This is a genomic window from Thermosynechococcus sp. QKsg1 (genome assembly GCF_031586415.1).
In the GTDB taxonomy this organism is placed as follows: Bacteria; Cyanobacteriota; Cyanobacteriia; order Thermosynechococcales; family Thermosynechococcaceae; genus Thermosynechococcus.
This window is the reverse complement of the sequence record NZ_CP134200.1, coordinates 355,109-378,293: the sequence shown is the minus strand read 5'-3', so window position 1 is coordinate 378,293 and position 23,185 is coordinate 355,109. Positions and strand designations below refer to the sequence as shown.

Annotated in this window: 28 protein-coding genes; 12 read left to right on the top strand and 16 right to left on the bottom strand. The window is 53.9% G+C overall.

The window, feature by feature from the left end:
• Positions 1-150: 150 nt before the first annotated feature.
• Entirely contained in the window at positions 151-831 is a 681-nt protein-coding gene (gene lipB / locus RHP47_RS01885; RefSeq protein ID WP_310840905.1) for a lipoyl(octanoyl) transferase LipB, read from the bottom strand.
• 160 nt (positions 832-991) lie between these two features.
• Here lipB and hpf point away from each other — a divergent pair, with 160 nt between their 5' ends.
• On the top strand, positions 992-1,609 hold the full coding sequence (gene hpf, locus RHP47_RS01880) for a ribosome hibernation-promoting factor, HPF/YfiA family (protein ID WP_149817650.1): 618 nt from the start codon (positions 992-994) through the stop codon (positions 1,607-1,609).
• A 58-nt stretch (positions 1,610-1,667) separates the two neighbouring features.
• On the opposite strand, the gene RHP47_RS01875 is transcribed toward hpf, so the two are convergent.
• The 3 genes from RHP47_RS01875 to RHP47_RS01865 all read right to left on the bottom strand — a co-directional run bounded on the left by RHP47_RS01875 (position 1,668) and on the right by RHP47_RS01865 (position 3,236).
• Positions 1,668-2,120 (bottom strand): hypothetical protein, encoded by a 453-nt coding sequence (locus RHP47_RS01875; protein WP_310840903.1) that lies wholly within the window; start codon positions 2,118-2,120, stop codon positions 1,668-1,670.
• Between the two features lie 139 nt (positions 2,121-2,259).
• Positions 2,260-2,952 (bottom strand): HEAT repeat domain-containing protein, encoded by a 693-nt coding sequence (locus tag RHP47_RS01870; RefSeq protein ID WP_310840902.1) that lies wholly within the window; start codon positions 2,950-2,952, stop codon positions 2,260-2,262.
• A gap of 152 nt (positions 2,953-3,104) precedes the next feature.
• The gene (locus tag RHP47_RS01865; protein ID WP_149817644.1) at positions 3,105-3,236 is read right to left on the bottom strand and encodes a photosystem II protein Y; all 132 of its coding nucleotides are present in this window, start codon (positions 3,234-3,236) and stop codon (positions 3,105-3,107) included.
• A 140-nt stretch (positions 3,237-3,376) separates the two neighbouring features.
• Here RHP47_RS01865 and RHP47_RS01860 point away from each other — a divergent pair, with 140 nt between their 5' ends.
• Positions 3,377-4,573: a pentapeptide repeat-containing protein gene (locus tag RHP47_RS01860; RefSeq protein WP_310840901.1), complete on the top strand. Its 1,197-nt coding sequence runs from the start codon at positions 3,377-3,379 to the stop codon at positions 4,571-4,573.
• A gap of 8 nt (positions 4,574-4,581) precedes the next feature.
• On the opposite strand, the gene rodA is transcribed toward RHP47_RS01860, so the two are convergent.
• Positions 4,582-5,850, bottom strand: a complete 1,269-nt coding sequence (gene rodA, locus RHP47_RS01855; RefSeq protein WP_149817642.1) for a rod shape-determining protein RodA — start codon at positions 5,848-5,850, stop codon at positions 4,582-4,584.
• 146 nt (positions 5,851-5,996) lie between these two features.
• On the opposite strand from rodA, the gene RHP47_RS01850 reads away from it, so the two are divergent.
• A complete protein-coding gene (locus tag RHP47_RS01850) occupies positions 5,997-6,713 on the top strand; it encodes a pyridoxine 5'-phosphate synthase (RefSeq protein WP_149817640.1) in 717 nt (238 codons plus the stop codon).
• Here the strand turns inward: RHP47_RS01850 and RHP47_RS01845 are convergent.
• Both RHP47_RS01845 and RHP47_RS01840 read right to left on the bottom strand, forming a co-directional pair.
• Entirely contained in the window at positions 6,703-7,164 is a 462-nt protein-coding gene (locus RHP47_RS01845) for a YbjN domain-containing protein (RefSeq protein ID WP_149817638.1), read from the bottom strand. The genes RHP47_RS01850 and RHP47_RS01845 overlap by 11 nt on opposite strands.
• 25 nt (positions 7,165-7,189) lie before the next feature.
• Positions 7,190-7,627, bottom strand: a complete 438-nt coding sequence (locus tag RHP47_RS01840; protein ID WP_149817636.1) for a hypothetical protein — start codon at positions 7,625-7,627, stop codon at positions 7,190-7,192.
• A gap of 193 nt (positions 7,628-7,820) precedes the next feature.
• On the opposite strand from RHP47_RS01840, the gene RHP47_RS01835 reads away from it, so the two are divergent.
• The 6 genes from RHP47_RS01835 (at position 7,821) to scpB (ending at position 12,336) form a co-directional block, all read left to right on the top strand.
• On the top strand, positions 7,821-8,429 hold the full coding sequence (locus RHP47_RS01835; protein ID WP_286649810.1) for a DUF3038 domain-containing protein: 609 nt from the start codon (positions 7,821-7,823) through the stop codon (positions 8,427-8,429).
• Positions 8,429-9,103 carry a DUF4335 domain-containing protein gene (locus RHP47_RS01830; protein WP_310840899.1) on the top strand — a complete coding sequence of 225 codons (675 nt, stop codon included), beginning with the start codon at positions 8,429-8,431 and terminating at the stop codon, positions 9,101-9,103. Before RHP47_RS01835 ends, RHP47_RS01830 begins: the two co-directional genes overlap by 1 nt.
• A 65-nt stretch (positions 9,104-9,168) precedes the next feature.
• The gene (locus tag RHP47_RS01825; RefSeq protein ID WP_310840897.1) at positions 9,169-9,702 is read left to right on the top strand and encodes a gamma carbonic anhydrase family protein; all 534 of its coding nucleotides are present in this window, start codon (positions 9,169-9,171) and stop codon (positions 9,700-9,702) included.
• A 106-nt stretch (positions 9,703-9,808) separates the two neighbouring features.
• On the top strand, positions 9,809-10,834 hold the full coding sequence (plsX, locus tag RHP47_RS01820) for a phosphate acyltransferase PlsX (RefSeq protein ID WP_149817628.1): 1,026 nt from the start codon (positions 9,809-9,811) through the stop codon (positions 10,832-10,834).
• Positions 10,834-11,823, top strand: coding sequence for a beta-ketoacyl-ACP synthase III (locus RHP47_RS01815; RefSeq protein WP_149817626.1), 990 nt, complete (start codon positions 10,834-10,836; stop codon positions 11,821-11,823). The genes plsX and RHP47_RS01815 overlap by 1 nt, the downstream gene beginning before the upstream one ends.
• 3 nt (positions 11,824-11,826) lie before the next feature.
• A complete protein-coding gene (gene scpB, locus RHP47_RS01810; RefSeq protein ID WP_149817624.1) occupies positions 11,827-12,336 on the top strand; it encodes an SMC-Scp complex subunit ScpB in 510 nt (169 codons plus the stop codon).
• Here scpB and RHP47_RS01805 read toward each other — a convergent pair.
• Positions 12,308-13,186 carry an FHA domain-containing protein gene (locus RHP47_RS01805; protein ID WP_286626344.1) on the bottom strand — a complete coding sequence of 293 codons (879 nt, stop codon included), beginning with the start codon at positions 13,184-13,186 and terminating at the stop codon, positions 12,308-12,310. The genes scpB and RHP47_RS01805 overlap by 29 nt on opposite strands.
• A 51-nt stretch (positions 13,187-13,237) precedes the next feature.
• A complete protein-coding gene (locus RHP47_RS01800) occupies positions 13,238-13,417 on the bottom strand; it encodes a hypothetical protein (RefSeq protein ID WP_286626342.1) in 180 nt (59 codons plus the stop codon).
• A 365-nt stretch (positions 13,418-13,782) separates the two neighbouring features.
• Here RHP47_RS01800 and RHP47_RS01795 point away from each other — a divergent pair, with 365 nt between their 5' ends.
• The 3 genes from RHP47_RS01795 (at position 13,783) to cysE (ending at position 16,760) form a co-directional block, all read left to right on the top strand.
• Positions 13,783-14,337, top strand: a complete 555-nt coding sequence (locus RHP47_RS01795; protein ID WP_286627150.1) for a late competence development ComFB family protein — start codon at positions 13,783-13,785, stop codon at positions 14,335-14,337.
• On the top strand, positions 14,334-15,944 hold the full coding sequence (gene cimA, locus RHP47_RS01790; RefSeq protein WP_149817620.1) for a citramalate synthase: 1,611 nt from the start codon (positions 14,334-14,336) through the stop codon (positions 15,942-15,944). The genes RHP47_RS01795 and cimA overlap by 4 nt, the downstream gene beginning before the upstream one ends.
• A gap of 75 nt (positions 15,945-16,019) precedes the next feature.
• Positions 16,020-16,760, top strand: a complete 741-nt coding sequence (cysE, locus tag RHP47_RS01785) for a serine O-acetyltransferase (protein ID WP_149817618.1) — start codon at positions 16,020-16,022, stop codon at positions 16,758-16,760.
• Here cysE and RHP47_RS01780 read toward each other — a convergent pair.
• The 7 genes from RHP47_RS01780 to RHP47_RS01750 form a co-directional block, all read right to left on the bottom strand.
• Entirely contained in the window at positions 16,757-17,275 is a 519-nt protein-coding gene (locus RHP47_RS01780; RefSeq protein ID WP_310840896.1) for a DUF721 domain-containing protein, read from the bottom strand. The two genes, cysE and RHP47_RS01780, sit on opposite strands and share 4 nt — an antisense overlap.
• A gap of 16 nt (positions 17,276-17,291) precedes the next feature.
• Positions 17,292-18,179: a PRC-barrel domain-containing protein gene (locus tag RHP47_RS01775; protein WP_190278159.1), complete on the bottom strand. Its 888-nt coding sequence runs from the start codon at positions 18,177-18,179 to the stop codon at positions 17,292-17,294.
• 142 nt (positions 18,180-18,321) lie between these two features.
• Complete coding sequence (locus RHP47_RS01770; protein WP_310840895.1) at positions 18,322-18,798, bottom strand: allophycocyanin; 477 nt, start codon at positions 18,796-18,798, stop codon at positions 18,322-18,324.
• A gap of 21 nt (positions 18,799-18,819) precedes the next feature.
• Positions 18,820-19,293 carry an allophycocyanin gene (locus tag RHP47_RS01765; protein ID WP_149817610.1) on the bottom strand — a complete coding sequence of 158 codons (474 nt, stop codon included), beginning with the start codon at positions 19,291-19,293 and terminating at the stop codon, positions 18,820-18,822.
• A 45-nt stretch (positions 19,294-19,338) separates the two neighbouring features.
• Positions 19,339-20,070: a V4R domain-containing protein gene (locus RHP47_RS01760; RefSeq protein WP_149817608.1), complete on the bottom strand. Its 732-nt coding sequence runs from the start codon at positions 20,068-20,070 to the stop codon at positions 19,339-19,341.
• A gap of 112 nt (positions 20,071-20,182) precedes the next feature.
• The gene (ligA, locus tag RHP47_RS01755) at positions 20,183-22,234 is read right to left on the bottom strand and encodes an NAD-dependent DNA ligase LigA (protein WP_310840893.1); all 2,052 of its coding nucleotides are present in this window, start codon (positions 22,232-22,234) and stop codon (positions 20,183-20,185) included.
• Between the two features lie 26 nt (positions 22,235-22,260).
• Positions 22,261-23,184 (bottom strand): NAD(+) kinase, encoded by a 924-nt coding sequence (locus tag RHP47_RS01750; protein ID WP_149817604.1) that lies wholly within the window; start codon positions 23,182-23,184, stop codon positions 22,261-22,263.
• Position 23,185 lies beyond the last annotated feature (1 nt).

Here is a 23,185-nt window from a genome sequence, read left to right as displayed (position 1 = left end):
CGACTCGCACTGATGAAGCTGAGGTTTGTATAGCGTTAGCCTAGCAGGTGAGAGGGAGTTGGCCTGTATCCTAATCTACTTAGACTTAAATTGTGCCCCGAAAGTTGCCAATTCATAACAGCCGATTCCTGAAATAAAGATTAAAGTTTGTCAACTAGAGACGGGGATCAGGAGATCGGCAAGGGCTTTGGGGGCAAATTCGAGGGCAAAAACACGGCCAAAGGCAGCAACAAACTGCTGGCGCACCTCCTCTAAGGTAATGTCGGCACAAAACTGCCGTAGGTTCCCGACGGGGCGATCGCCAATGCCACAGGGGACAATACGCCCAAAGCCCTGCAAATCGTTCACCACATTGAGGGCAATGCCGTGGAAGCTAATCCAGCGGGTCACCTTGATCCCAATTGCGGCCACCTTGTACCCCTCTACCCAAACACCCGTAAGGCCAGCAACGCGTTCCCCTTTAATGCCATAGTGCCCTAGGGTTTGAATCACGACTTCCTCCAACTGGTGGAGATACCAATGCAAATCGCAGCGGTGGCGGCGTAAATTCAAAATCGGGTAGGCGACCAATTGGCCGGGGCAGTGGTAGGTGACATCGCCTCCGCGCTCAATGCGCAATACCTCAATGCCCGTAGCCACAGGATCAAAGTGAAGGTGGGCGGTGGTTGCCCCTTGACCAAGGGTGTAGATGGGGGGATGCTCCAAAGTGAGTAGGACATCTCGGGCAGTGGGATTGTGGCAGCGCTCAGCCACCAGTTGCTGTTGCCAGCGCCAAGCATCGCGGTAGGGAATGATCCCCAAGGCACAATGCCAACCAAGGGCAGTTTTCATAGGGGGTGCCAGATTGTCAAGAGCTAGAGGATAAGAATTATCACAGAACACGAATAAAGGTGAAGAGCCTCAGGATGCCCTGTAATCCCCGATACGAAGATGTTAGGGTGGAAGTAGATCAGCCTTAGATGTATCTGTTTTGCTCAGGGGAGGCAACCCTATGAGGCTAGTGATTCACGGTAAAAACATTGATATTACGGATGGCATTCGCAGCTATGTGAACCAAAAAATTGAGCGAGCCACCAGTCATTTCCAAAATGTGATTAACGAAGTTGATGTGCATCTGTCCGTGGCTCGTAACCGTAGCACTGCTCCCAAGCAAACCGCTGAAGTAACCCTCTTTGTTAATGGCTGCGTCATTCGCGCCGAAGAAAGCAGTGAAAATCTCTACGCCAGTATTGATCTCGTTGCCGACAAAATTGCCCGCAAACTGCGCAAACTCAAAGAAAAACGGCAAGACAAATCCCGTGCCAAAGATACCAATAGTGTGGTGGAGCCCGCAGTGGTGACCGACTTAGTGGGCGATCGCACACCGCAACTGCCCGAACAAGTGGTGCGCATGAAATACTTTGCCATGCCGCCGATGACGATCCAAGAAGCCCTTGAGCACCTAGAAATGGTGGATCACGACTTCTATGTCTTCCGCAATCGCGATACGGGAGAAATCAACGTGGTCTATGAACGGAATCATGGGGGCTATGGCGTCATTCAACCCCGCCCCACCTCGCAAGAAAATCATCACCCTGCGGCTAAACCCATAGCTAAGGCAGCACCCTAGAACCACACTCAAACAGCAATCACAAAAGGGATGCCCTCTGCCTCTGGTTTTCCTGCTGCTAGGGGCGGAGGGTGAGTTGCCACTCTTGGGTCTGGTGATCGCGCTGAAGTTCGCTATTTTCACCAATCACATAGGGCCCCCAGTAGCGTTTGGAACCATCGAGGGTAAAGGCCAAGACAATATCCCCCGATTGGAGGGTGAGCTTACCTTCGGGCAGCGTTAATAGTAATCCCTTAATATTGCCTTCCATAGGAGCAAAATCCCAGTGAACGGCGCCCTGATCAGGATGGGCGCGATCGCGGGCAGCGAGCAACACCACGCGCACCGGAAAGGCCGTTTGATTACTGATGCGTAGCCCATTCGGTTGCGGGTTGGCTGGCGTTTGGGGAGGGGGTAAGGGCTGAACAGTAGTGGTTTCTGGTTCTGCCTCGACAATGGGGGGCGGTTGGGTCAGCAGGTCTGGCTCCCACCAGAGCGCAAAATGTAGTTGTGAAAGAATAATCGCACCCATCACCCCGACCAGCACTGCCACGAGGTAAGGAAGAAATTTAATTCGGATAGACATAGAGATAGGTTACTGCGGATGCCGCGCCTTTCTTTCCAGTTTAGAGAGTTGTGGCAGAAACCGCAGTGGGCAAAAAAGTTTGATCTCAATTGCCAGTGCCCTGAACTTCGGAGCAAAGTCGCTCTTGCAAGCGTTGCAAAGAAATCTGGGCTGCCGTCGCCACATGGGGATGCTCATCTTTAGCGAGGTATTCCAAAGCGGCTTGGGTTTTCGGGCTAGGGAGATTGCCCAGAGCTTCAGCGAGCCGTTGCCGTACCAACCAATCCTCTGCGGTCACAAAGGGCAAAATATCTTCGACAACACTGGGATCGCCAATTTCCCCCAGAGCGGCGATCGCCCCTTGGAGCATCACGACTTCCTGACTTTTCAGCGCCGAGCGCAATACATCCACCGCGCGGGGATCCTTAAGATTGCCCAGCGCCACAGCGGCACTAAAGCGCACTAACCAATCGGTGTCTTCATAAAAGGCGCGCACTAGCGGTTCAAAGGCACGCCCATCTTCGAGATAGCCCAAGGCACCCGCAGCATCGGCACGAATACCATAATCCGGTTCACTCTCGAGCAACTGCACCAGAATGTCAAAGCACTCCGGTGTGGATTTGACCCCAAGGGCAAACACAGCCATTGAGCGAATCTGTAGATTTTCGTCCCAAAGAACTTTTTTAATCAGGGGTACGGCATCCGCAGAGGGGACATCCCGTAGCGCGGCTAGCGCCAGCAGGCGATCGCGGGAATTGGGACTTTCCAGTTGATGGGCAAGCTGTTCGAGGGAAGGCATGGCAGTAACCTGAAAGCTAATTTACAAAAGTTAACAATATACTTCCTATTATAAAAAAGTCTCCCCGAAGTAAAACCAAGATCACACTCGGTCTGGTTCCTTGGGGAGCGCTTGCCCAACAATTCTACAGAGGATACAGCCGTATCAATGTCCTAGGCTGCTTTGGCTTTTTGCAGGAGCTTTTGAAACTGCTTGACAGCATAGGGCAGAATGTTACGAACTGCCCAACCCGCAGCCAGTAGGACAGGTAACAGGACAATCAGGACACGCCAATCCATACCCATAACCTCCCAAAACGTTTTCTGAAAACTTTATGAATTATTGTACAGCCTTCTCTAAGGAGAGAAGGGGAACTTTCTATGGATGTAACGAAGAAAAATCTGATTATGATTGGGTTAATTCCTGAACTGTAGGCCAAATCCTGATGGGCGAAGACAAAATGACCCTCCGTGACAACCAAACGGCGGCTGCTTTGCGTCTCAGTAAAGTGTTAGCCGCTCGTAATCGTTGGCGCACGGGTTGGCAGTCTCTGCGTTCGGTGTTGATGCCGATCGCCATGGTCACTGTCTTGGTGGCTTGGGGACTCGATTGGGATGCGGTGGGTGTGGTGGCTGCTTTGGTGCTGGGGGGACTGAGTTTCCCCTTGGTCTGGACTTCGACCTATCACTGGTTTACTGAAGATCTCACGGAACAGCAACGGCAGTTCATTTTGGCCTCACTGGGTCTGAGTTTGACGGTGGTGGCACTCATTGCCATGACTGGCGCCATGGACTGGATTCGAGGACGCTTTCAAGGTACGAATTGGGATGCGGTGGGGGCACTGGCGGAGGGCTTCGGTGCCTTGGGACAAATTTTGGTGGCGCTCTTGGCCGCCTATGTGGCTTGGCGACAATACGTGATCTCGCGGGATTTGACGACGCAACAAAACCGCATCACCCAACAGCAAACGATTGACAGTTATTTCCAAGGGATTGCCGATCTCATTCTTGACGATGAGGGGTTATTGGAGGATTGGCCGCCGGAGCGGGCGATCGCCGAGGGACGCACTGCTGCCATCTTGGGGGGGCTCGATGCCGAAGGCAAGGCCAAAATCATTCGCTTTTTGTCAGGCGCAAAGTTACTCTCGCCGCTGAAGCGCGATCGCCGACTGGGACGGGCGATTTTTGATGGGCTGGGTGGCTATGAGGAAGACGTTGAGTATGGTGTGCGGGTGATTAACCTTGGCAGTATGCTAGCGGGCGCTGATCTCAGTGGTACCGATTTGCGCTGGACCGAATTGAGTGATGCCAATCTCACAGGCACCCTCTTTCGCAACTGTAATTTGACGCGAGCCAACCTAGCAGGGGCAATTTTGCAGGGGGCGGATTTCACCAATGCCGATCTCAGTCGGGTTCGCTTCTTTTATGGCACCGCTGATCAGGCCAGCCCCCGCGATCGCCTGAATCCTCCCAACTTTCGCACTGGGGCGCAGACGGGTGCAGTGGTCGAGGATGTCAACTTTACCAATGTCAAGAACCTCTCCGAAGAACAACGCTACTATTGCTGTGCTTGGAGTGGTAGCCGCTCCCGTGAAACGATTCCCGGTGGCTGTGAGGGCATTCCGAATAAACTAGGACGCTAGCGCCTCGGTTAGTAGCGCGATCGCGGGCGATGATTCGCCACGGAGAGCACCATACCTAAGCCAAGATAGGTCGCCAGCAGGGCTGAGCGGCCATAACTCACCAGTGGTAACGGCATTCCTGTCACGGGGAGCAGACCAATGGTCATGCCAATATTCACCACCACTTGAAACAGGATCATGGCAAATAGACCGATCGCCAGCAACGAGCCAAAGTCATGACCTGCACTATTGGCAATTTGCAATAAGCGCAAACCGATTAACCAAAAAAGGCATAGGAGAACTAAACTGCCAATGAACCCCGTCTCCTCAGCGATCGCTGAAAAAATAAAGTCTGTATGCTGTTCGGGAATAAATCCCAACTGGGTCTGGGTGCCTTGAAAAATGCCCCGCCCCCATAGCCCACCAGCACCAATGGCAATCCGCGATTGAATCAAGTGGTAGCCAGCCCCAAGGGGATCCTTGTCGGGGTCAAGAAACATGAGAATACGGGTTTTTTGATAGTCCTTGAGCACGCTCCAAAGCAGTTGCCCCAAGCCAGCCCCCCCGAGATTGAGTACCAGTCCTCCCAAGCCACCGACCCAGCCCAAGGGCAAGCTCCGCCATGCAACGATTGCCATCGCCAGTGTCCACACCAACCAGAGGCCGATATTCAGTTGGTAGGGTAGGGGCAGGGCAACGAGAATTGCCGCCACCAAAGGGGAAAGCATCAAGATAATCCAACTGCCGGGGGTATTCGCCCAGTAGAGCATCGTCAATGTAATGGCAATGAAAACAAGGGACGTGCCCAAATCCGGCTGCGTCAAAACCAGGAAAAAGGGGGGGGCGGTGGCTGCAAAGACACTGAGAATGCCCTTCAGAGAGTGGCCTGAAATGCGGTGCAACAGTGCCGCTTGGGTAAGAATGAGGGAGATTTTGGCAAACTCCGAGGGTTGCAGGTTAAAGCCGCCAATCGCCAACCAGCGCTCTGCTCCCTTGGCCTCTACCCCCACGAGATCAACCGCTAGCAGCAGGGCACAGCTCAGGCCGTAGATGACCCAATGACTGCCCATAAAGACCGATTCCGGAACGCGGGCAAGGATCAGGGCAAGCATCGTACCCATCCCCCCCACCAATAAATGCTGGAGACTATCGTTTTCCTCTAGGTGTAGTTGACTACTGTGGATGAAGACCGCCCCAATGACCGTGGTTGCCCAAACAGCCCCCAACAGCAGCCAATCCACGCCTCGCCATGGATAAAACCAGCCAAAAGTCCGCCGTCGGGGTACTCGCCAAGTCATCAGCCACTGTCCTGTCTCTCCTAGGGGGTTAGTCTATCGGCTGACTCAAAAGGTTGCAAACGGCCAGCGCGGACAACCGACATGGCACCTTGCCTTGGTGTATTATCCGAAGGGTTGAGCTTCTATTCCGACAAGGAGCGATCGCAGTGGCAACCCTAGGGGTCAACATTGATCATGTGGCAACGATTCGCCAAGCGCGGCGCACAGTTGAACCCGATCCCGTAGCCGCAGCCGTTTTGGCAGAACTGGGGGGAGCTGATGGCATTACCGTACATCTGCGGGAAGATCGTCGCCATATTCAAGAGCGAGATGTGCGCCTCCTGCGGCAAACGGTACGCACCCATTTGAACCTAGAGATGGCTGCCACTTCCGAAATGGTGGCGATCGCCCTTGACATTCGGCCAGATTACGTGACGTTGGTACCTGAGCGGCGCGAAGAAGTCACCACCGAAGGCGGGCTAGATGTGGTGGGTCAGCAGGAACCCTTGACCCAAGTGGTGCAAACGTTGCAAGGCGCAGGAATTCCTGTGAGTTTATTCATTGACGCGGATCCGGCCCAACTGGAAGCCGCCGCCAAAACCACGGCTCAATTTATTGAACTGCACACCGGTCGCTATGCTGAAGCCAAGGGGGAAGCGGCGCAACAACAGGAGTTAGCGATTTTAGCTCATGGTGTCCAACAAGCAAAATCCTTAGGCTTGCGGGTGAATGCAGGCCATGGCCTGACCTACACCAATGTGGGGGCGATCGCCCGCCTTGAAGGCATTGAAGAACTCAATATTGGCCACACGATTATTAGCCGCGCTGTTCTTGTGGGCATGGTGCAAGCCGTACGGGATATGAAAGCCCTCATTAGCTCTTAAACTCAGCCCTGAGGGCGTCATCATAGTCATCAGCGAGTGTCGCCACAATCGTAATTAGGCGGGAAATTTCACCCGCAGTAATCCCCCCTAGGGTGCGGGTAGCCACGACTTGGACTTGGTCTTCAGCAATGGCAAAGTGTGCCTCGAGGGTGGTGAGCCAGTTCAACGTCAGGAGCTTACGATAGAGTGCCAATTCATCCGCTACGGGCAGAGGCAGTACCGGTGACCAAATGGTGAGAAAGTCTTCCGCTGTATGGCCACTCAACTGTACAAAGACCTCGGCACTGCCATAGCGAAACATCCAAATTTTGCCACTGTCCGTTTGGCCAACGAGGGGGGCGTCCCCTTGATGGAGACTAGAAATCACCGTTTCAATAATCTCAACCGCATTTTCTGGGGGCGTGTCAAGGGATGTTGCGGGGACGGGCTGCACTTCACTGACCATGGTCATTCCTTTCGTGAATCAGGACAACTTGTTAGAGGACTTGGTGGGTGTAGGCGTGTTGTTTGACATTGTCGGCAGCGGTAACGATACGCTCGGAGTTGAGCACCCGTTTGCGTTCCGTGGAAGTATTAAAGTTGCGGTAGGTTTGGCCAAGGGGAATATGGCGGGTACTTTGGGGACGGGCAATGTAGGTGCGTGCGGCTGCTGCAAGGCGATCGCCATAGTCATCACACAGATGGGCACTGGGGGGAAACTGCTGCTGCACCTGCTGCGGATCTTGGGCTGTACCATAGGTGAGGGCATGGGCTTCACTATAGGAAGTGGGCAAGCCATGGAGCAAGGCTTCCAACGCCGCTGAGGGAATCGGCTCAATCACCTCTACGGGCTGGAGTTTTCCCTCCACCTGCACAAAACAATGAGCCAGTCCAAGCACCACATAGGCTTCTGGGGGGGGAATCTCTTGACTCATTGCAACCTCACAATCCTGTGGTTCCCCTCAAGTCTAGCCTGCTTTTCGAAAAATTAGCCTAGGGGGCAACATAAAGATAGGCGGCAGTCGTCAGCGAAGAAACGGCTAAGATCGTTTAGGCCTATTTCACCATGAGTCCTGTCATTATTGCTGTATAGTGAGCACTCTAGAGAGTATGGAAACGGCAAACTCAATGCCAGCAACAATCGAATCCCCTGAAGTTGAGCTATTACCTCCGATGTTGGCAGCACTGCCCGACCCCCAAGGGGTGAGTGTGTGTCCTCGGCGGGCACGTTGGCAATTAGACTTATTGTTGCTTGCCCTAGAGTGCGTTGATTTGCATGCCTCTGAGTTGATGTTGCAAGTGCTGCGAGATCTGCAACTGCAAGGGATGATCCCCAATCGGGTCGTATTTTGGCAAATTCGCTGCACCAATCCCTTTCGCCAAATTACCCAGCGTACCCCCTTGCCCTTAGCGGAAACAAAGGCACTCACCGCAGTGGTTGTGCAAGTGGCGCGGCGGCAGACGGCAATCCTGCGGCATTTACTTTTGGTGTTGGATCAATTGCAGGCGCAAAATTTGCCCCCGGAAACCTATGCCCCCTTGGCGGAGTATTTAGACCGCTTTCGCCGCCATTTTCGCAAACGCATGAACCTCCAGCGATCGGGTCTCTTTCTTTACAAAAATAACCAAGCCCTCAATGAGTTGGGTCTAAAGCTGTTGGCACAACTTCTGCTCTGTGCAGGCACAAAGGGCATGGAACGCCTTTGGTTTAGTTTATTTGACGGGGAAGTAAGTTAATGCTGCTGCAACGCCAGTATTCATTGCCCAATTGCACACTGCGAATTGAAGGGCTGAGTGGTCAAGCCGGCGCAGAGCAGTTGGATATTGTCACCCTCTGCGAGTGGGAGATTATTGGCCAGAATCAGCGGGTCAAGGGCGGGAAAGAATTCCTTGTGGCATTGCTCAATAGTGTGCCCGCAGCAGCGCAAACGTGGTTGAGTGGTGTTAAGTTACGGCGATCGCCCCAGTACCCGATTCAGGTCGAGATTCAGGCCTCTAATCAAGTATCCCTCCATATTCCGCGCAAGCTACTGCAAGTATCTCCAGAAGAAAATGCAGAGCCACCCGCCAACGATGAAGCAGGGGAAACCCTAGAAGTTCATCTGACATGGTTGCAATTGGCTGATTTAGTGGAGGCACTGGATCAACTCTGTAGTGATAGCCAAACACTGCCTACCCTGATACCGACATTCCATTCCCTCCCCCGGCGGGCGATCGCCCCTGCTGTGCCTTTGCGCAAACAACTGATGCCTTTGGGTATTGGCGCTGCTAGCTTAGCCGTCATGGCTGCGATCTTTTTCCATCTACCAGTGCCCGAACGCCGTCCCCCCGAAGAGGAAGCCATGCCCCCCACCCCCGAAGCCGTCACACCCTCACCGGCACCCACGACACCAGCAACCCCGAATCCGTAAGCCCATTTCAGGCCTACCCGCAATTTGGCAACTGTCGTTTAGCTTTTTAATGCTTGGAATCAACCATGGTAATCACTGCCCCTAGTGCTTTTTGGCCCCCCGTTGCCGGCGATCGCGCTGCTTTTATTGCCCCCAATGCCACCCTTGTTGGCGATGTCCGCTTGGGTGAAGGCTGTAGCATTTGGTATGGCGCTGTTTTACGCGGTGACGTGGCGTACATCGAGATTGGTGCCCACACCAATGTTCAAGATGGCGCCATCCTCCATGGTGATCCGGGACAACCCACGATCCTTGGGGAAGAGGTGACGGTCGGGCATCGCGCGGTTATTCATGGGGCAACCGTTGAAGATGGCTGCTTAATTGGCATTGGCGCCGTGATTCTCAATGGCGTTCGAGTTGGAGCGGGCAGTATTGTCGGTGCAGGGGCAGTGGTGAGCAAAGATGTCCCCCCACGCTCTTTGGTTGTGGGCATTCCCGCTAAAGTGGTGCGGGAAGTGAGTGACACTGAGGCCGCCGATCTACGTCAGCATGCCCGTAAGTATGAACAACTGGCCCATGTCCACAGTGGCACAGGCACCGATCTAGGGTTCTATCCGTAGAAGTTTGTCCTAAACTGCCCCTCAGCGTGTTCAGTGTCCGCCATTCTTAGGAAAAGGGCTGTCATCTGCTAAAATTCTGAAGGATTTTCTCGTAAGAGTTCAGCCAATGACTCGTGCACGGATTGCTGTGGATGCCATGGGGGGTGACTATGCTCCCGATGAGATTGTTGCCGGTGCCCTCAGAGCCAGTGAAGAATTAGATGCCGATATCCTCCTTGTGGGTGATCCGGTGCCCATTCAGCGCTACCTCAATGAACATGCCCCCACAGCCAAGCCCCAAATTGTCGAAGCGAGTGATGTTGTGGAAATGGGGGAAGAACCCCTGACCGCCCTGAAAAAGAAACCCAAGGCCTCAATTAACGTGGCGATGGATCTGGTCAAAGCGGGTGCGGCTGATGCGGTTGTTTCCGCTGGTCACTCAGGGGCAGCGATGGCTGCGGCACTATTGCGCTTGGGTCGACTCCCTGGCATTGATCGCCCCGCCATTGGTGCCGTCTTACCCACCCTCATCCCCGGCAAATCCGTTCTTGTCCTCGATGTCGGTGCCAATGTGGACTGCCGCCCGAAATACCTTGAGCAATTTGCGGTCATGGGTTCGATCTACAGCCAGTACGTCTTGGATGTCGAAGATCCCAAAGTGGGCTTGCTTAACATTGGCGAAGAGGACTGCAAAGGCAATGATCTGGCCCTAAAGGCACATCAACTCCTGCGGCAAAATCGCCAAATCTCCTTCTTGGGCAATGCCGAAGGCCGCGATGTTCTGTCGGGACAATTTGATGTCGTGGTCTGTGATGGCTTTGTTGGCAATGTTCTGCTTAAATTTGCTGAATCCTTGGGTAGTGTCCTTGTCCAAATTCTCCGTGAAGAGCTACCTCGGGGCTGGCGCGGGCAACTGGGTACGGCGCTGCTGCGTCCCAATCTCCGCAAAATTAAGCAGCGCATTGATCATGCCGAACATGGCGGTGGTTTGCTGTTGGGGGTGGATGGCATCTGTATCATTAGCCACGGCAGTTCCCAAGCGCCCTCGATTTTCAATGCCATTCGCCTAGCCAAGGAAGCGGTGGATCATCGCGTTTCAGAGCGGATTCAGGCCTGTTATCAGCATGCCGTTGCCGTTGAGGATCAGGCTTAGTGACTGTGCAGGGCGTTAAATTTAGCGGTGTGGGCGCGGCAATCCCCCGTCAATGCTTGACCAATGCCCACCTCAGTGCCCTTGTGGATACGTCTGATGAGTGGATTCAATCCCGTACGGGCATTCAAGAACGGCACGTGGCAGCTCCTGACCAGCGTCTTGTGGATTTGGCCAGCGAAGCGGCGGGCGCAGCCCTACAGATGGCCGGCCTAGAACCCACAGCAGTCGATTTAATCATCTTGGCGACCTCTACGCCCGATGATCTCTTTGGCACCGCCTGCTTGGTGCAAACTCGCATTGGTGCGATAAATGCCGTGGCCTTTGACTTAACGGCTGCCTGTTCTGGCTTTCTCTTTGCCTTGGTTACGGCAGCTCAGTATTTGCGCACCGGTGCCTACCGCAGTGCCTTGGTCATTGGTGGTGATATTCTGTCGCGCTGGGTGGATTGGGGCGATCGCCGCACCTGCATTCTCTTTGGCGATGGCGCCGGCGCGATGGTCTTGCAAGCCAGCGATGCTGATCAACTCTTGAGCTTTGAATTGCGCAGTGATGGTCGCCTCAATGAGCACCTTACCCTTGCCTTTGCTGGTACTCCCCAGACCTTAGGGGACAATCTCGCGATCGCCCAAGGGGGATTTGCTCCCATTGCCATGAATGGCCGTGAAGTTTATCGCTTTGCCGTCACCCAAGTCCCTGAAGTCATTGAGAAAGCCCTGCACCGCGCGGGGTGTACGGTTGAGGAAATTGACTGGCTGGTGTTGCATCAGGCCAATCAACGCATTCTGGACGCGGTTGCCCAGCGTTTGGGCATTCCTCAGGAAAAGGTGATTAGCAATGTGGGTCAGTATGGTAATACCTCCGCCGCCTCGATTCCCCTTGCCCTGACGGCTCCGATTCAACAGGGGCATATTCAACCCGGAGACTTAATTGCCACCGCTGGCTTTGGTGCGGGGTTAACTTGGGGAGCGGCCCTGTTCCGCTGGCAATAGCCTATGCAAGGGGACACTGACCTGCGTACATTAACGATGCGGGTGGAGGCCATTCTCTACCTGAAGGCGCAGCCCCTGACCCTTGCTGAACTAGCAACCCTTGCCGCCACTGCTCCTGAGGCCGTTGAAATGGCACTGATTGAGCTACTCAACGACTATGCCCATCGCCAAACGGCCCTTGAAATTGTCCAAATTGACGATAGATACAGCCTGCAACTCAAGCCCGCCTTTCAAGAATTGGTTCAGTCCCTTATCCCCGTTGAATTGGGGGTTGCGGCACAGCGCACATTAGCCCTGATTGCTTTTCGTGGCCCCATTCGCCAACCAGAGGTGATTGAACTGCGGGGATCCAGTGCCTACCAACACATTCAAGAACTCCTCACCCTTGGGTTTATTCAGCGGCGGCGGGATAGCCAAAGTCGCTCCTACATCCTCCAAGTCACTGAGCGCTTTCACCAGTATTTTCAGGTGGATCAACTGCCAACTATTCAGGGGGAAAGGGCGGGCGATTGACATACTCACTGAGCAACTGGGAGGGCAAATCATCATTGGTCGCCAATTGCAGATTCAAAAGAGCCACTGCGAGCCTGTCTTGCTCTAGTTTGTTGCGTCCCAAGGCCTTGAGAATGCGGCGTAATTGAGCTGCAATTTCTGCCCCAAACATGGTGAGATTTTCATCGGGCAGTGCGGGCAGCCAATCAATTGCCCCATGTTCTACTGCCCATTGTCGCTGCATGGGGGAAATATGGTTGTCGTAGCGGTCAATAATGAAACTGCGCAGCTTGGGATAGGTTGCCTTGATCCAATTCAAAAGGTTACCAATATCCGGGGTTTCCAGTTGCGAATCAAGGAGCAACAGGTCAGGGTTGCGCTGCATCACGGTCACAAAATCACTAATAATGCGGCGGCTATTGATTTGCCCCGATTCAACGATAACTTCTAACCCCTGACTGCGCAGCAATTCTTGCCAAATTTGTACTTGAATGCCGGGGGGTTGAATGATGAGAATGGTGGGTTGAAGGGCAAGAGGGGCAGCCGGCGGGGTGGTGGAGACAGCCTCATCGGTACGAAATTCAAGGGTTGTTTTGCCGATAATAAAGCGATCGCCCGTTTTGAGGAGCGTCGGCACCTGAATCATTTGACCATTCAGCACACAGCCATTACGACTCCCCAAATCAATGAGATAATAATCATCATTATCCAGACGCTGAATCATGGCATGGCGACGGGAAGACCAGCGATCCGCCAAAACAATTGTGCAGTCTTTACCTCGACCAATCACCCATGAATTGCCTTGGGTAAGAGGGACGATATAGGTGCTGGCCTCGGTGGAGATGACCAATTGTGGATACTCTGGTAACAAGGTGATCCCTCTTCCAACTCCCTGTAGGAATAAATTCGGTCTCTCAGTCCTTTATTCAAAATGATAATCGGGACATTCAATGGCGGCTTCTGTTGCTGCCCAATCGGGATGTAGTGAACACTTGAGGCGATAGTCTCCTGAAAAGAAACGACAGCGAGAACAGGGAATTTGATGTAAGCGGCGGGCGATCGCCAGCCCCTCCTGTGTGAAGTGCCACACATTCCACGCCATGATTGCCAGCAGCAGCCAAGCAAAACAAAAACAAATTGGGACTAGTAATGGCTCTACGGTATGTAAAAAAGATGACAACCAAACAACCATAGGCTGCAACAGAAGAAGAAATGAGAATGATGTGGGCGACTGCTAGCCTTTAATTATTTCCTACGACAATTTTACCACTTGGCTATACAGGTATAAAGATTTCGTAGGATTTGGCAGTTCTTTGCAACAGTTCTTATCGTTATCTTAGCGTTACCGCCTTTTTCTAAAATATGGACTACCTACAGTGGAAAATTCCCCCTGCCCTTGGCAGTTCCTCGGCATATACTAAATTTGAGTGGGGGAGTGCCCCTACAGCAATTACGGCGGAAACACGTATGGGGATTCAAGAGATTGTTGAACAAGCACTGCGCAATGGTTATCTCACACCAACGCAGGAGGCAGAAGTAGGACGCATTTGCGACAAAGCCACCGAACTCTCCGTGGAAGACTATATGGCGTTGGATCGCCTTATGGGTGCCCTATTGACGGGGCAAGTGGTGGCGGTTCCCCGCAAGCAATTTATCAACGTCATGGAAGAATTGGTGCTCACCGAGGCAATTACCCGCATTGCTGCCATTGAAGCGGAGCAAGAATGCGCCCTTGATTTGGGAGATATTGCCGCCTACGCCCTCAACCGCCTTCCCCCGCTCTACGCCACAACCGAAGAGGGTGCACAGTATCAACGCCAGCGGGCTGAAGAGGAACTTATGGATCTGATTCGCGCCCAAGTCCAAGAGGCCATTAACCGCAGCATGGCACGGCCACAATTTCATCCGGAGCGATCGGCCATTGGCAAAACCTCTGGTAAAGAGGTCTTTTCCCAAGTCAGTTCTTTGCTGCAGGCTTACGCCAATGACTATGAGCATCCCAAGGGAGAGTCGGCACGGTGAAAATTTGGCTGTACGATACCACTCTCCGCGATGGCGCCCAGCGGGAAGGTCTCTCCCTCTCCCTCGAGGATAAACTGCGGATTGCCCGTCAACTGGATCGCCTTGGCATTCCCTTTATTGAGGGGGGGTGGCCGGGCGCCAATCCCAAGGACGTACAGTTTTTTTGGCAGTTGCAGGAAACGCCCCTCCAACAGGCAGAAATCGTTGCTTTTTGTGCTACTCGTCGCCCCGGCCGCAAGGCAGCAGAAGAGCCCATGTTTGAGCCGATCCTAGCAGCCGGTACCCGCTGGGTGACACTCTTTGGCAAATCTTGGGATCTGCATGTCACCGACGGTCTCAAGACCACATTGGCGGAGAACTGCGCCATGATTGCCGACTCAATCCAGTTCCTCCGCTCCCAAGGACGGCGGGTGATCTACGATGCTGAGCATTGGTTTGATGGCTATCTTGCCAATCCAGACTATGCCCTACAAACCCTTGAAACGGCTTTGGCTGCTGGGGCAGAATGGCTCGTTCTGTGTGATACCAATGGCGGTTGCCTCCCCCATCAAATTCAAGCCGTAGTGGCAGACGTAATGGCGCACTTTGGTGGCCTTGATTGTCTGGGGATTCACACCCACAATGATGCCGGGACGGCAGTAGCCAATGCCCTTGCGGCGGTGCAAAGTGGTGTGCGGATGGTGCAGGGAACGATCAATGGCTATGGCGAACGCTGCGGCAATGCCAATCTGTGCACCCTGATTCCCAATCTGCAATTGAAACTGGGCTATGACTGTGTCACCCCAGAGCAGTTGGCAACCCTCACAGAAGTGAGCCGCCACGTGAGTGAAATTGTCAACCTTGCCCCCGATGATCACGCGCCCTACGTGGGGCTGTCGGCCTTTGCCCATAAGGGGGGAATTCACGTCAGTGCCGTGCAGCGCAACCCCCGTACCTACGAGCATATTGAGCCGCATTGGGTGGGCAATCAACGGCGCATTATTATTTCTGAGCAGGCGGGCATCAGCAATATTTTGGCGAAAACCAGTGAACTTGGCTTTGAGTTGGATCGGCAGCATCCCCTGAGTCGGACAATTTTGGAGCGGATTAAACACCTAGAAAGCGAAGGCTATCAATTTGAAGCGGCGGAAGCGAGTTTTGAACTCCTGATTCAGGAGGTTCTAGGGCAACGCCAGCGACCCTTTACCCTCAAGGGCTTTGATGTTTTTTGCCGCACCGATTCACGCCAACTAGAGGCCACGATTCGCAGCCAGTCTCTGGCCACGGTCAAAGTTGAAGTCAATGGGGAGGAGATGCTCACGGCGGCAGAGGGCAATGGTCCTGTCTCAGCATTAGATCAGGCGCTGCGCAAGGCCTTGATGTCCTTCTATCCAGAGATTGCCGAGTTTCACCTCACGGACTACAAGGTGCGGATTTTAGATGGCCATGCCGGCACGGCAGCCAAAACACGGGTGCTGGTGGAATCCAGTAATGGGCGCGATCGCTGGGCAACAGTCGGTGTCTCTGCCAATATCATTGAAGCTTCCTACCAAGCAGTTGCCGAAGCCCTCGAATATGGCCTACAGCGCACTCGGCGATCGCAACCTTCCCCTTTGGTGGCCTCCTGAAGCCTCTTAGACCTTGGCAAAATCCGCTAAGATCAAAACTGCTGTTTAGGTTGCATCACTGCCAAGGAGCCGCGTGTGCTCAGCACCCTCAAAGCAGATTTCCAAATTATCTTTGAGCGGGATCCCGCTGCCCGCAATTGGTTAGAGGTTGTTTTTTGCTATCCCGGACTTCAGGCCATTGTTCTCCATCGGTTGAGCCACTGGCTTTGGCGGCGGGGTATTCCCTTTATCCCCCGCTTTATTTCTCACATTGCTCGCCTGCTGACGGGGATTGAAATTCACCCCGGCGCCACGATTGGCAAGGGCGTTTTCATTGATCACGGCATGGGGGTCGTCATTGGCGAGACTGCGATTGTGGGCAATTACTGTTTGATTTATCAGGGAGTGACCCTCGGCGGTACCGGTAAAGAAACGGGAAAGCGGCACCCTACCCTCGGTGAAAATGTGGTTGTCGGTGCTGGGGCAAAGGTGTTGGGCAACCTCACGATTGGGGACAATGTGCGCATTGGCGCGGGGTCTGTGGTGCTGCGGGATGTGCCCTCGGATTGTACCGTGGTGGGGATTCCCGGGCGAATTGTCTATCGTGCAGGTGCCAAAATTGCCCCCTTGGAACACGGTCAACTGCCAGACTCTGAGGCCGAAGCAATTCGCTATCTCTTGGATCGCATTGAACTCCTAGAGAAACAGGTGCAAACACTGCAACAGCAGGAAAAGGTGCCTGCTCTGGCGCAAGGACATTTGCAAGCCTCCCAAGGTCAAGCCTGCCGCCTGAGCGATCGCCCCATTGAAGAGTTTCTCAACGGCTCTGGTATTTAGAGCGATCGCGTGTAACACAGGCCACAACGCCCCCAGCGCTGTAATTCCTCAAGGGGAGTGGGGCACTGACAGCGGGGGCAGAGGGGATAGTCTCGCGATCGCTGGCGCACTTGGGCTTGCCATCGTTGAAAAGCCTCTTGGGGAGTGGCCGCAGGCGCCACACTGGGAAGATGCCCGACTTTCGGTAAGGCCTCATGGCTAGCGATCGCTGAGCGTTGGGGTTGCCAGTCCCGATTGGAAAAGCGAATATCACTGAGGGGAATACCAAGGGTCTGCTGAATTTTGACCATGACGGGCGATCGCGAGAACATCAGATGATGTGCCCAAGTACTACTGGCAACGGCCACATGCAAAACCCCTTGACTGGTGAGTTCCACAGGAACAGCGTGCTCAGCGACGACCGCCCCCACGAGCTGCGGCCACTGCTCCAAAAGACGCAAGAAGTGTTGCGGCTGTTGCCATTCAGGAGCCTGCTGCCATTGCTGAAGTACCGTGGCCAGTGGGACATAGGCCATTGTGGACTATTCCCGACTATTCGTGATCGTATTCCTCTTGCTTCTGCCGCTGCTCAAGGCGAATCGGTTGTTGTTCTTCCCAAGGATCGGCAGTGGGTTCCGATTCCGGCAGTTCTACGGGCATGGCTGGAGCTGGAGGTTTAACTTGACGCGAGCGGGGACGCTCTTCGTACTCATACTCCTCCTCATACTCCACATACTCGGGCTGGCGACGGCGCCGCCGGGGAGCGGTTTCCCAATCGGCTTCGTAATCACTGCGGCTGCGTTGGGGGGGATAGACAGGCGATCGCGCTCCGGAGGGCAATTGATTACTGCTCGGCGTAACGGGTTGATAGTACTCGTCCTCGTCGCTTTCCCAAGGGGGTGCCCCCAAGCCGACCCGTTCTAAGAGACCCACTGTTAATTGCCGCAGGCGGGTTTCTGCCCCTTCAAAGACAATAATGCGATCAGGGCCGGTGCTGACAATTTCCTCAATGGGCAACTCGTAGGTGCTAATCAGTTGCGCCGGAATCCAAGGCAAGCCAATGGAAGCCAAAATCAAATCCGTAATGTCGCCCGTTTCAGGATCAAACTTAAAGCCCCGTACCTTACCCAGCACTTCGCCGGTTTCGGTGACAATCTCACTATCAATCAGTGTGCTGTAGTTGTAGGTATTGAGAGCTTCAGTGACATCATCATCGTGCTCAACGAGAATGACATCGCCAATTTGGCGAATACTGTCGAGAAGAATGTAGCGTTGCTCCCCTGTAAAGAGGGTATTGCGTACCCCCAAGGCCACCACTTGCCGCTGGTCAATATCGACCCAAACTTGATTAATGACGCCTAACTTCCGACCAGTATCACGGGTAATTACCTGTGTACCGATCAAATCTGCCCGTTGCAGCAATTGCGCCGATATGGTCATGCCTTTGTGTATCCCAATGAATCTTAGTAATACTATAGCGGCGAATACCAATGGTACGCCAAAGGCGATCGCAGGAGTGATAAATTGCCCCGTGCAATCGGTGCTTCTAGGCTAGCGCATTTTTGCCACACTGCTCAGGTGCTCAAGCCGATTCCCCTAGGATGGACTGGGTCAGTGCCATCACAGGCTGCATTAACGGTGTTTCCTCGCCCGAGAGCACTTGATTGACCGCTTGGGGCAGGACTTGGTACGTCACTTGTGCCACCTTTTCATCCTTGAAGGCCTTAATGATCGTGCGGTACCACAGCAAGAAGCCATCCCGCAGGCTATCGAGATCGGCAAATAACATCGCCGCTGCCGCTAGGCGCAGCACATGCTTGCGATCGCGCCGACACACGGCGGAATAGTCGTGATTGCCCTTACGGAAAATATGGGGACTTTTGGCGCGCAGTTGCTGCTCCACCTGATCTAGGATTTTCTCTTCAGCATCGCGGATTTTTTCGTAGGCACTAATGCGCTGCTCCGCTGCTGCTAGATAATTTCTGAGAAATTCCAGTTCCTTGGCACTGGCATAGCGGCCATCGGCCTCAAGGCTGAGTTTTTCTAGTTGACGCAGCATCAGTCCCACCCCACAACAACTCTATTCTGACAAAATTGAACTGCCGAGGGCAAGGACAGGCTGCATCACCCGTTGTTCTTCGGGCGTGAGCAGTTGCTTCATCATATTCGGCAGGTACTTGCCATAGGTGGAGGAGGCAGTTGCTTCGTAGTTAAAGGATTTGACAATGGTGCGGTACCAAAGTAAGAAATTATCCCGCAGCAAGTCCAACTCCGCAAAAAGCATGGCCGAGGCACACAGACGAATGGTATCCACTAAATCACGACGGCAAATTTCTGAGCGATCGCCATTGATGAACTGGAAGCAGCGGGGATTTTCTGCCTTTTGCATGGATTGAATTTTATCCGCCATCATTTCCGCCTCAGTGCGGATTTTTTCGTAGGCACTGATGCGACTCTCCACCGAGGCCAGATAATCCCGCAGAAAGTTCAATTCCTCAGGACGGGCATAGCGACCATCGGCAACAACGGTTAAGTGATTCAACTGACGGAACATAGGGCAACCCTCGCTAGAAAATAAATGAACACACTCACCTGGAGCTTATCGTTTCACCAACTCCCCTTGGCGCAGGCGTTTTTCAATATCCCGTGCCGTGGCTCCTTCGTTTTGCCAGAAGGCAGCAGCATCAATGCGATCCTGTTTACCGACGAGAAACTTACAGTAGGTTTCCCCCATGGCATAGCACTGCAACTCGATACAACTCAGGGGCTTTTGAATCAATCCCGTAAAGAAGCCCGCAAACAGACCGGCATAGATGTAGCAGACGGGCTTACCCACATCCCCAAGGGTGCGCGCCACCACGGAGTCAAAGATATTGATGAACATAAAACCATTCTTTTGCTCCGTGAGATCCACTTCCCAGTTGCCCCAGCCTAGAGTTGTAAAGGGCCACCACCAAGCCTCAAGGATAAATGTCAAGGCGGCCTTGCGTAGTTCGCGCTGGTACTCTTGCTCAAAGTGTTGCTTAAAGACAACCGCATCGCGTTTGCCCCACTCTTCGCCAATTTTGTACATGACGAGGGCAGAAGCAGGGCCAACTTCCTCTTCGAGACCTTCCACTAGGCCAATGACAAAGTCTTCTGTCGCTAGAGCGATCCGCTGATCATACCAGTCGGTAATGCTGCCCCGTTGGCGATCAAATTGCAGATAGTCCCGCAGGCTATAGTGATTGGTGCGCGTCGGATGAGTTTGGTGTAACTGATGCTGATAGCCCTGAGCACGGGTCATAGCATTGGCACTCCCAGCAGGTCGAGACGGCGTGACAGAAACCATAGATCAGCGAATTGCCCCCTATTGTGCTTGAACGTTAGGTACTAAGCAGCCACACTTTTTAGGCTAAAAGATTTTTCAGGGTCGTGACGCCGTACTCCCACTAATTTTTTGTCTAACGACACATTTCTATAAGTTCTGTTTCACTGATGCAGGGGATGCCCAATTCTTGAGCGCGTCGCAGTTTACTCCCCGCTTTTTCGCCCACCACTAGATAATCCGTTTGCCGACTGACACTCTCACTCACTTGACCGCCATGTTGCTGGATCAGCGTTTTGGCTGCTTCACGGGTGAGGCTGGGTAGGGTGCCTGTAATCACAAAACGTTTGCCCGCAAGGGGTTGCCCAGTCGTTGGTGCAGTGGCGATCGCCGCCGCCAGTTGTAGCCCCAAGGCTTTGAGATCAGCAATGAGGGTTTGGTGCGCTGGGTCTTGGAACCACTCGTGAACCGCTTGGGCAATTTCCTCACCAATGCCATAGACCCCACACAGATCGGCGACGGTAGCAGCGGCCAGCTCCTCAACAGACTTGAATTGATCGGCAAGCACTTGGGCATTGACACTCCCCACATGGCGGATGCCTAGGCCATAGAGCACCCGTGGCCACGGTTGTTCTTTCGAGTCGGCGATCGCCTGCAACAATTTAGCAGCGGACTTTTGACCCATGCGCTCAAGGCGCAACAGTTGTGCTGCCGTCAGGCGATAGAGATCTGCCGGGGTGTGCACCAACTCCTTGGCCACCAATTGCTGTACTAGCTTTTCCCCTAACCCTTGAATATCCAAGGCATCCCGACTTGCCCAGTGGAGGATTTGGCCGCGCACGATCGCCGGACACCGCGGATTGACACAGCGACTCACCGCTTCATTGGCAGGGCGCACCACCGGCTGATGACATTCAGGACACACGGTGGGCATCGTAAAGGGTTGAGCCGTTGGCGATCGCAATTCGGGAAAGACCCGCACAATCTCTGGAATGATTTCGCCGGCTTTGTGGATCACCACCTTATCGCCAATGTGCAAATCCAATTCGGCAATGTAGTCTGCATTGTGCAGCGTTGCCCGTGATACCGTGGTACCCGCTAATTGCACTGGCACCAGTTCAGCGACTGGGGTGAGCGCACCCGTGCGTCCCACCTGAACCGTAATTGTCACCACATCGGTAATCGCCTGTTCCGGTTCATACTTCCAAGCAATACAACCTCGGGGAAACTTTTGCGTAAAGCCAAGAGCCTGTTGCAGCGTTAAATCATTGAGCTTGACCACAATGCCATCGGTCAGATAAGGCAGTTGGTGGCGGGCGGTTTGCCAGTGGTCGTAGTAGGCTTTCACCGCCTCTAGGTCAGGGCAGTCGGCATTGTGGGGATTGACCCGAAAGCCAAGGCGTTGCAGCGCATTGAGCACTTGCCGCTGCGATTGGGGTTCCCCTGCTTGCTTCTCATCCCAAGGAACGCTACCCCCTTCAGGTAAATGCAGCGCATAGGCAAAGAAGTCCAGTTGGCGTTGGGCAACAATGCGCGGATGCAGTTGACGGAGAGTACCGGCGGCGGCATTACGGGGATTAGCAAAGGGAGCTTCTCCTTGGGCTTGGCGTTCTTGGTTGAGTTGATGGAATCGCGCCAAAGGCAAAAAAGCTTCCCCACGAACTTCAACGATTGGTGGTGGGTTCTCGATGGCTAGCCGCAGGGGAATGGTGCGAATCGTGCGCACATTGCTGGTAATATCCTCACCGCGTTGGCCATCGCCCCGAGTTGCCCCCCGCACCAATAACCCGTTTTCATAGGTCAAAGCAAGGGCCACACCATCCATTTTGAGTTCGCAGACATATTCCGTCGGGGGAATTGGCTCCTCTTGCCGTAGGCTACGCCAATAGCGCTGCCAGCGTTCCTGCCACGCCACCATATCGGCAAAGGTAAAGGCATTTTCGAGGCTATAGAGGGGAATGCGATGGCTGACACTCTCAAATTGACTGACGGGAGCTTCGCCGACCCGCTGGGTAGGGCTGTCGGGGGTGATGTACTCAGGATGAGCCGCTTCGAGTTCCTGCAGTTCGCGATAGAGCTGGTCATAGACTTCATCTTCCATGATCGGCTGATCGAGGGCATAGTAGGCGTAGCTCGCACGCTGAAGCAGGTGCCGCAGTTGTTGAATCCGTTCGGCTGCTGTTGTCATCGGGGGTTCCTTCGAGACCATTTGCCCTAGGGATTTGGACTATTCTTGGGGCGTGGTTTGGCTACATGGGGCAGTCCCCAGCCCAGTTTTTGCCGCAGCACATGGAAGAATTCTGGCGCACGCAGGCGAATGAAGCGGGCACGGTAGGGGGCACGTTGCACAAAAACTTGATCCTCTGGCTGAATGTAGCAGCCCGCATTGCCATCCACCACCAGAATGAGATGCTTGAAGGGGTTCGCTGGATAAATCCACACCGGTTCGCTGTTGGCAAAGACAAGGGCACGGGAGGCTAAAGAGTGGGGACAAATGGGCACCAATTGTAAAGCCGCCACACCGGGGGTAATCACAGGGCCACCCGCCGAGAGGGCATAGGCCGTAGAACCGGTGGGGGTGGAGAGAATCAAGCCATCAGCAGCAATATCCACGCGGGCATGGGCACCCACATCCACTTCAAAGTGGCACATTCCCGTCAGGGGTTCTTTGTGGATCACCATTTCATTGAGGGAGAGGGCTTCCCAAATAACGGTTTGATCGCGCAGGACTTGAACCGTGAGCATCGTGCGATCTTCAATCGTGTAGTCGCCGCGCAGCACTTGATCAAGGGCAGGTTCTAAATCGGCGACATAGCCCTCGGTGAGAAAGCCCAAGTGGCCGGTGTTGATGGTGAGCAGCGGAATCTCACAGGGAGCCAACTGGCGAAAGGCAGAAAGCACAGTGCCATCGCCGCCAAGAACCACCGCAAAGGCCATGGAAGCATCAAAGCCGGGGGGCACCAGTTGATCAATGGGGGTATGGCAGACGGGACTATCGGGACGGGAATAGCCAAGAATGCCACCAATCCCCGTGGCCATGTGCACTTCCCAGCCCTGAAGCTCTAAGATTTGACGGACATGGGTAGCCAATTCGACCGCAAGGGGTTTGCCTTCGTTGTAGATGATCCCCGCCTTCACA

Coding starts and splice junctions, on each gene's coding strand:
- rodA (WP_149817642.1), bottom strand. CDS start 5,850: ATGACTTGGCGAGTACCCCGACGGCGGACTTTTGGCTGGTTTTATCCA.
- RHP47_RS01840 (WP_149817636.1), bottom strand. CDS start 7,627: ATGAGTCAAGAGATTCCCCCCCCAGAAGCCTATGTGGTGCTTGGACTG.
- RHP47_RS01860 (WP_310840901.1), top strand. CDS start 3,377: ATGGGCGAAGACAAAATGACCCTCCGTGACAACCAAACGGCGGCTGCT.
- ligA (WP_310840893.1), bottom strand. CDS start 22,234: ATGACAACAGCAGCCGAACGGATTCAACAACTGCGGCACCTGCTTCAG.
- hpf (WP_149817650.1), top strand. CDS start 992: ATGAGGCTAGTGATTCACGGTAAAAACATTGATATTACGGATGGCATT.
- RHP47_RS01870 (WP_310840902.1), bottom strand. CDS start 2,952: ATGCCTTCCCTCGAACAGCTTGCCCATCAACTGGAAAGTCCCAATTCC.
- lipB (WP_310840905.1), bottom strand. CDS start 831: ATGAAAACTGCCCTTGGTTGGCATTGTGCCTTGGGGATCATTCCCTAC.
- plsX (WP_149817628.1), top strand. CDS start 9,809: ATGACTCGTGCACGGATTGCTGTGGATGCCATGGGGGGTGACTATGCT.
- scpB (WP_149817624.1), top strand. CDS start 11,827: ATGCAAGGGGACACTGACCTGCGTACATTAACGATGCGGGTGGAGGCC.
- RHP47_RS01845 (WP_149817638.1), bottom strand. CDS start 7,164: ATGACCATGGTCAGTGAAGTGCAGCCCGTCCCCGCAACATCCCTTGAC.
- RHP47_RS01875 (WP_310840903.1), bottom strand. CDS start 2,120: ATGGGTGCGATTATTCTTTCACAACTACATTTTGCGCTCTGGTGGGAG.
- RHP47_RS01760 (WP_149817608.1), bottom strand. CDS start 20,070: ATGGTTTCTGTCACGCCGTCTCGACCTGCTGGGAGTGCCAATGCTATG.
- RHP47_RS01825 (WP_310840897.1), top strand. CDS start 9,169: ATGGTAATCACTGCCCCTAGTGCTTTTTGGCCCCCCGTTGCCGGCGAT.
- RHP47_RS01800 (WP_286626342.1), bottom strand. CDS start 13,417: ATGGCGTGGAATGTGTGGCACTTCACACAGGAGGGGCTGGCGATCGCC.
- RHP47_RS01775 (WP_190278159.1), bottom strand. CDS start 18,179: ATGACCATATCGGCGCAATTGCTGCAACGGGCAGATTTGATCGGTACA.
- RHP47_RS01830 (WP_310840899.1), top strand. CDS start 8,429: ATGCTGCTGCAACGCCAGTATTCATTGCCCAATTGCACACTGCGAATT.
- RHP47_RS01835 (WP_286649810.1), top strand. CDS start 7,821: ATGCCAGCAACAATCGAATCCCCTGAAGTTGAGCTATTACCTCCGATG.
- RHP47_RS01765 (WP_149817610.1), bottom strand. CDS start 19,293: ATGTTCCGTCAGTTGAATCACTTAACCGTTGTTGCCGATGGTCGCTAT.
- RHP47_RS01865 (WP_149817644.1), bottom strand. CDS start 3,236: ATGGGTATGGATTGGCGTGTCCTGATTGTCCTGTTACCTGTCCTACTG.
- RHP47_RS01795 (WP_286627150.1), top strand. CDS start 13,783: ATGGGGATTCAAGAGATTGTTGAACAAGCACTGCGCAATGGTTATCTC.
- RHP47_RS01780 (WP_310840896.1), bottom strand. CDS start 17,275: ATGGCCTATGTCCCACTGGCCACGGTACTTCAGCAATGGCAGCAGGCT.
- RHP47_RS01770 (WP_310840895.1), bottom strand. CDS start 18,798: ATGCTGCGTCAACTAGAAAAACTCAGCCTTGAGGCCGATGGCCGCTAT.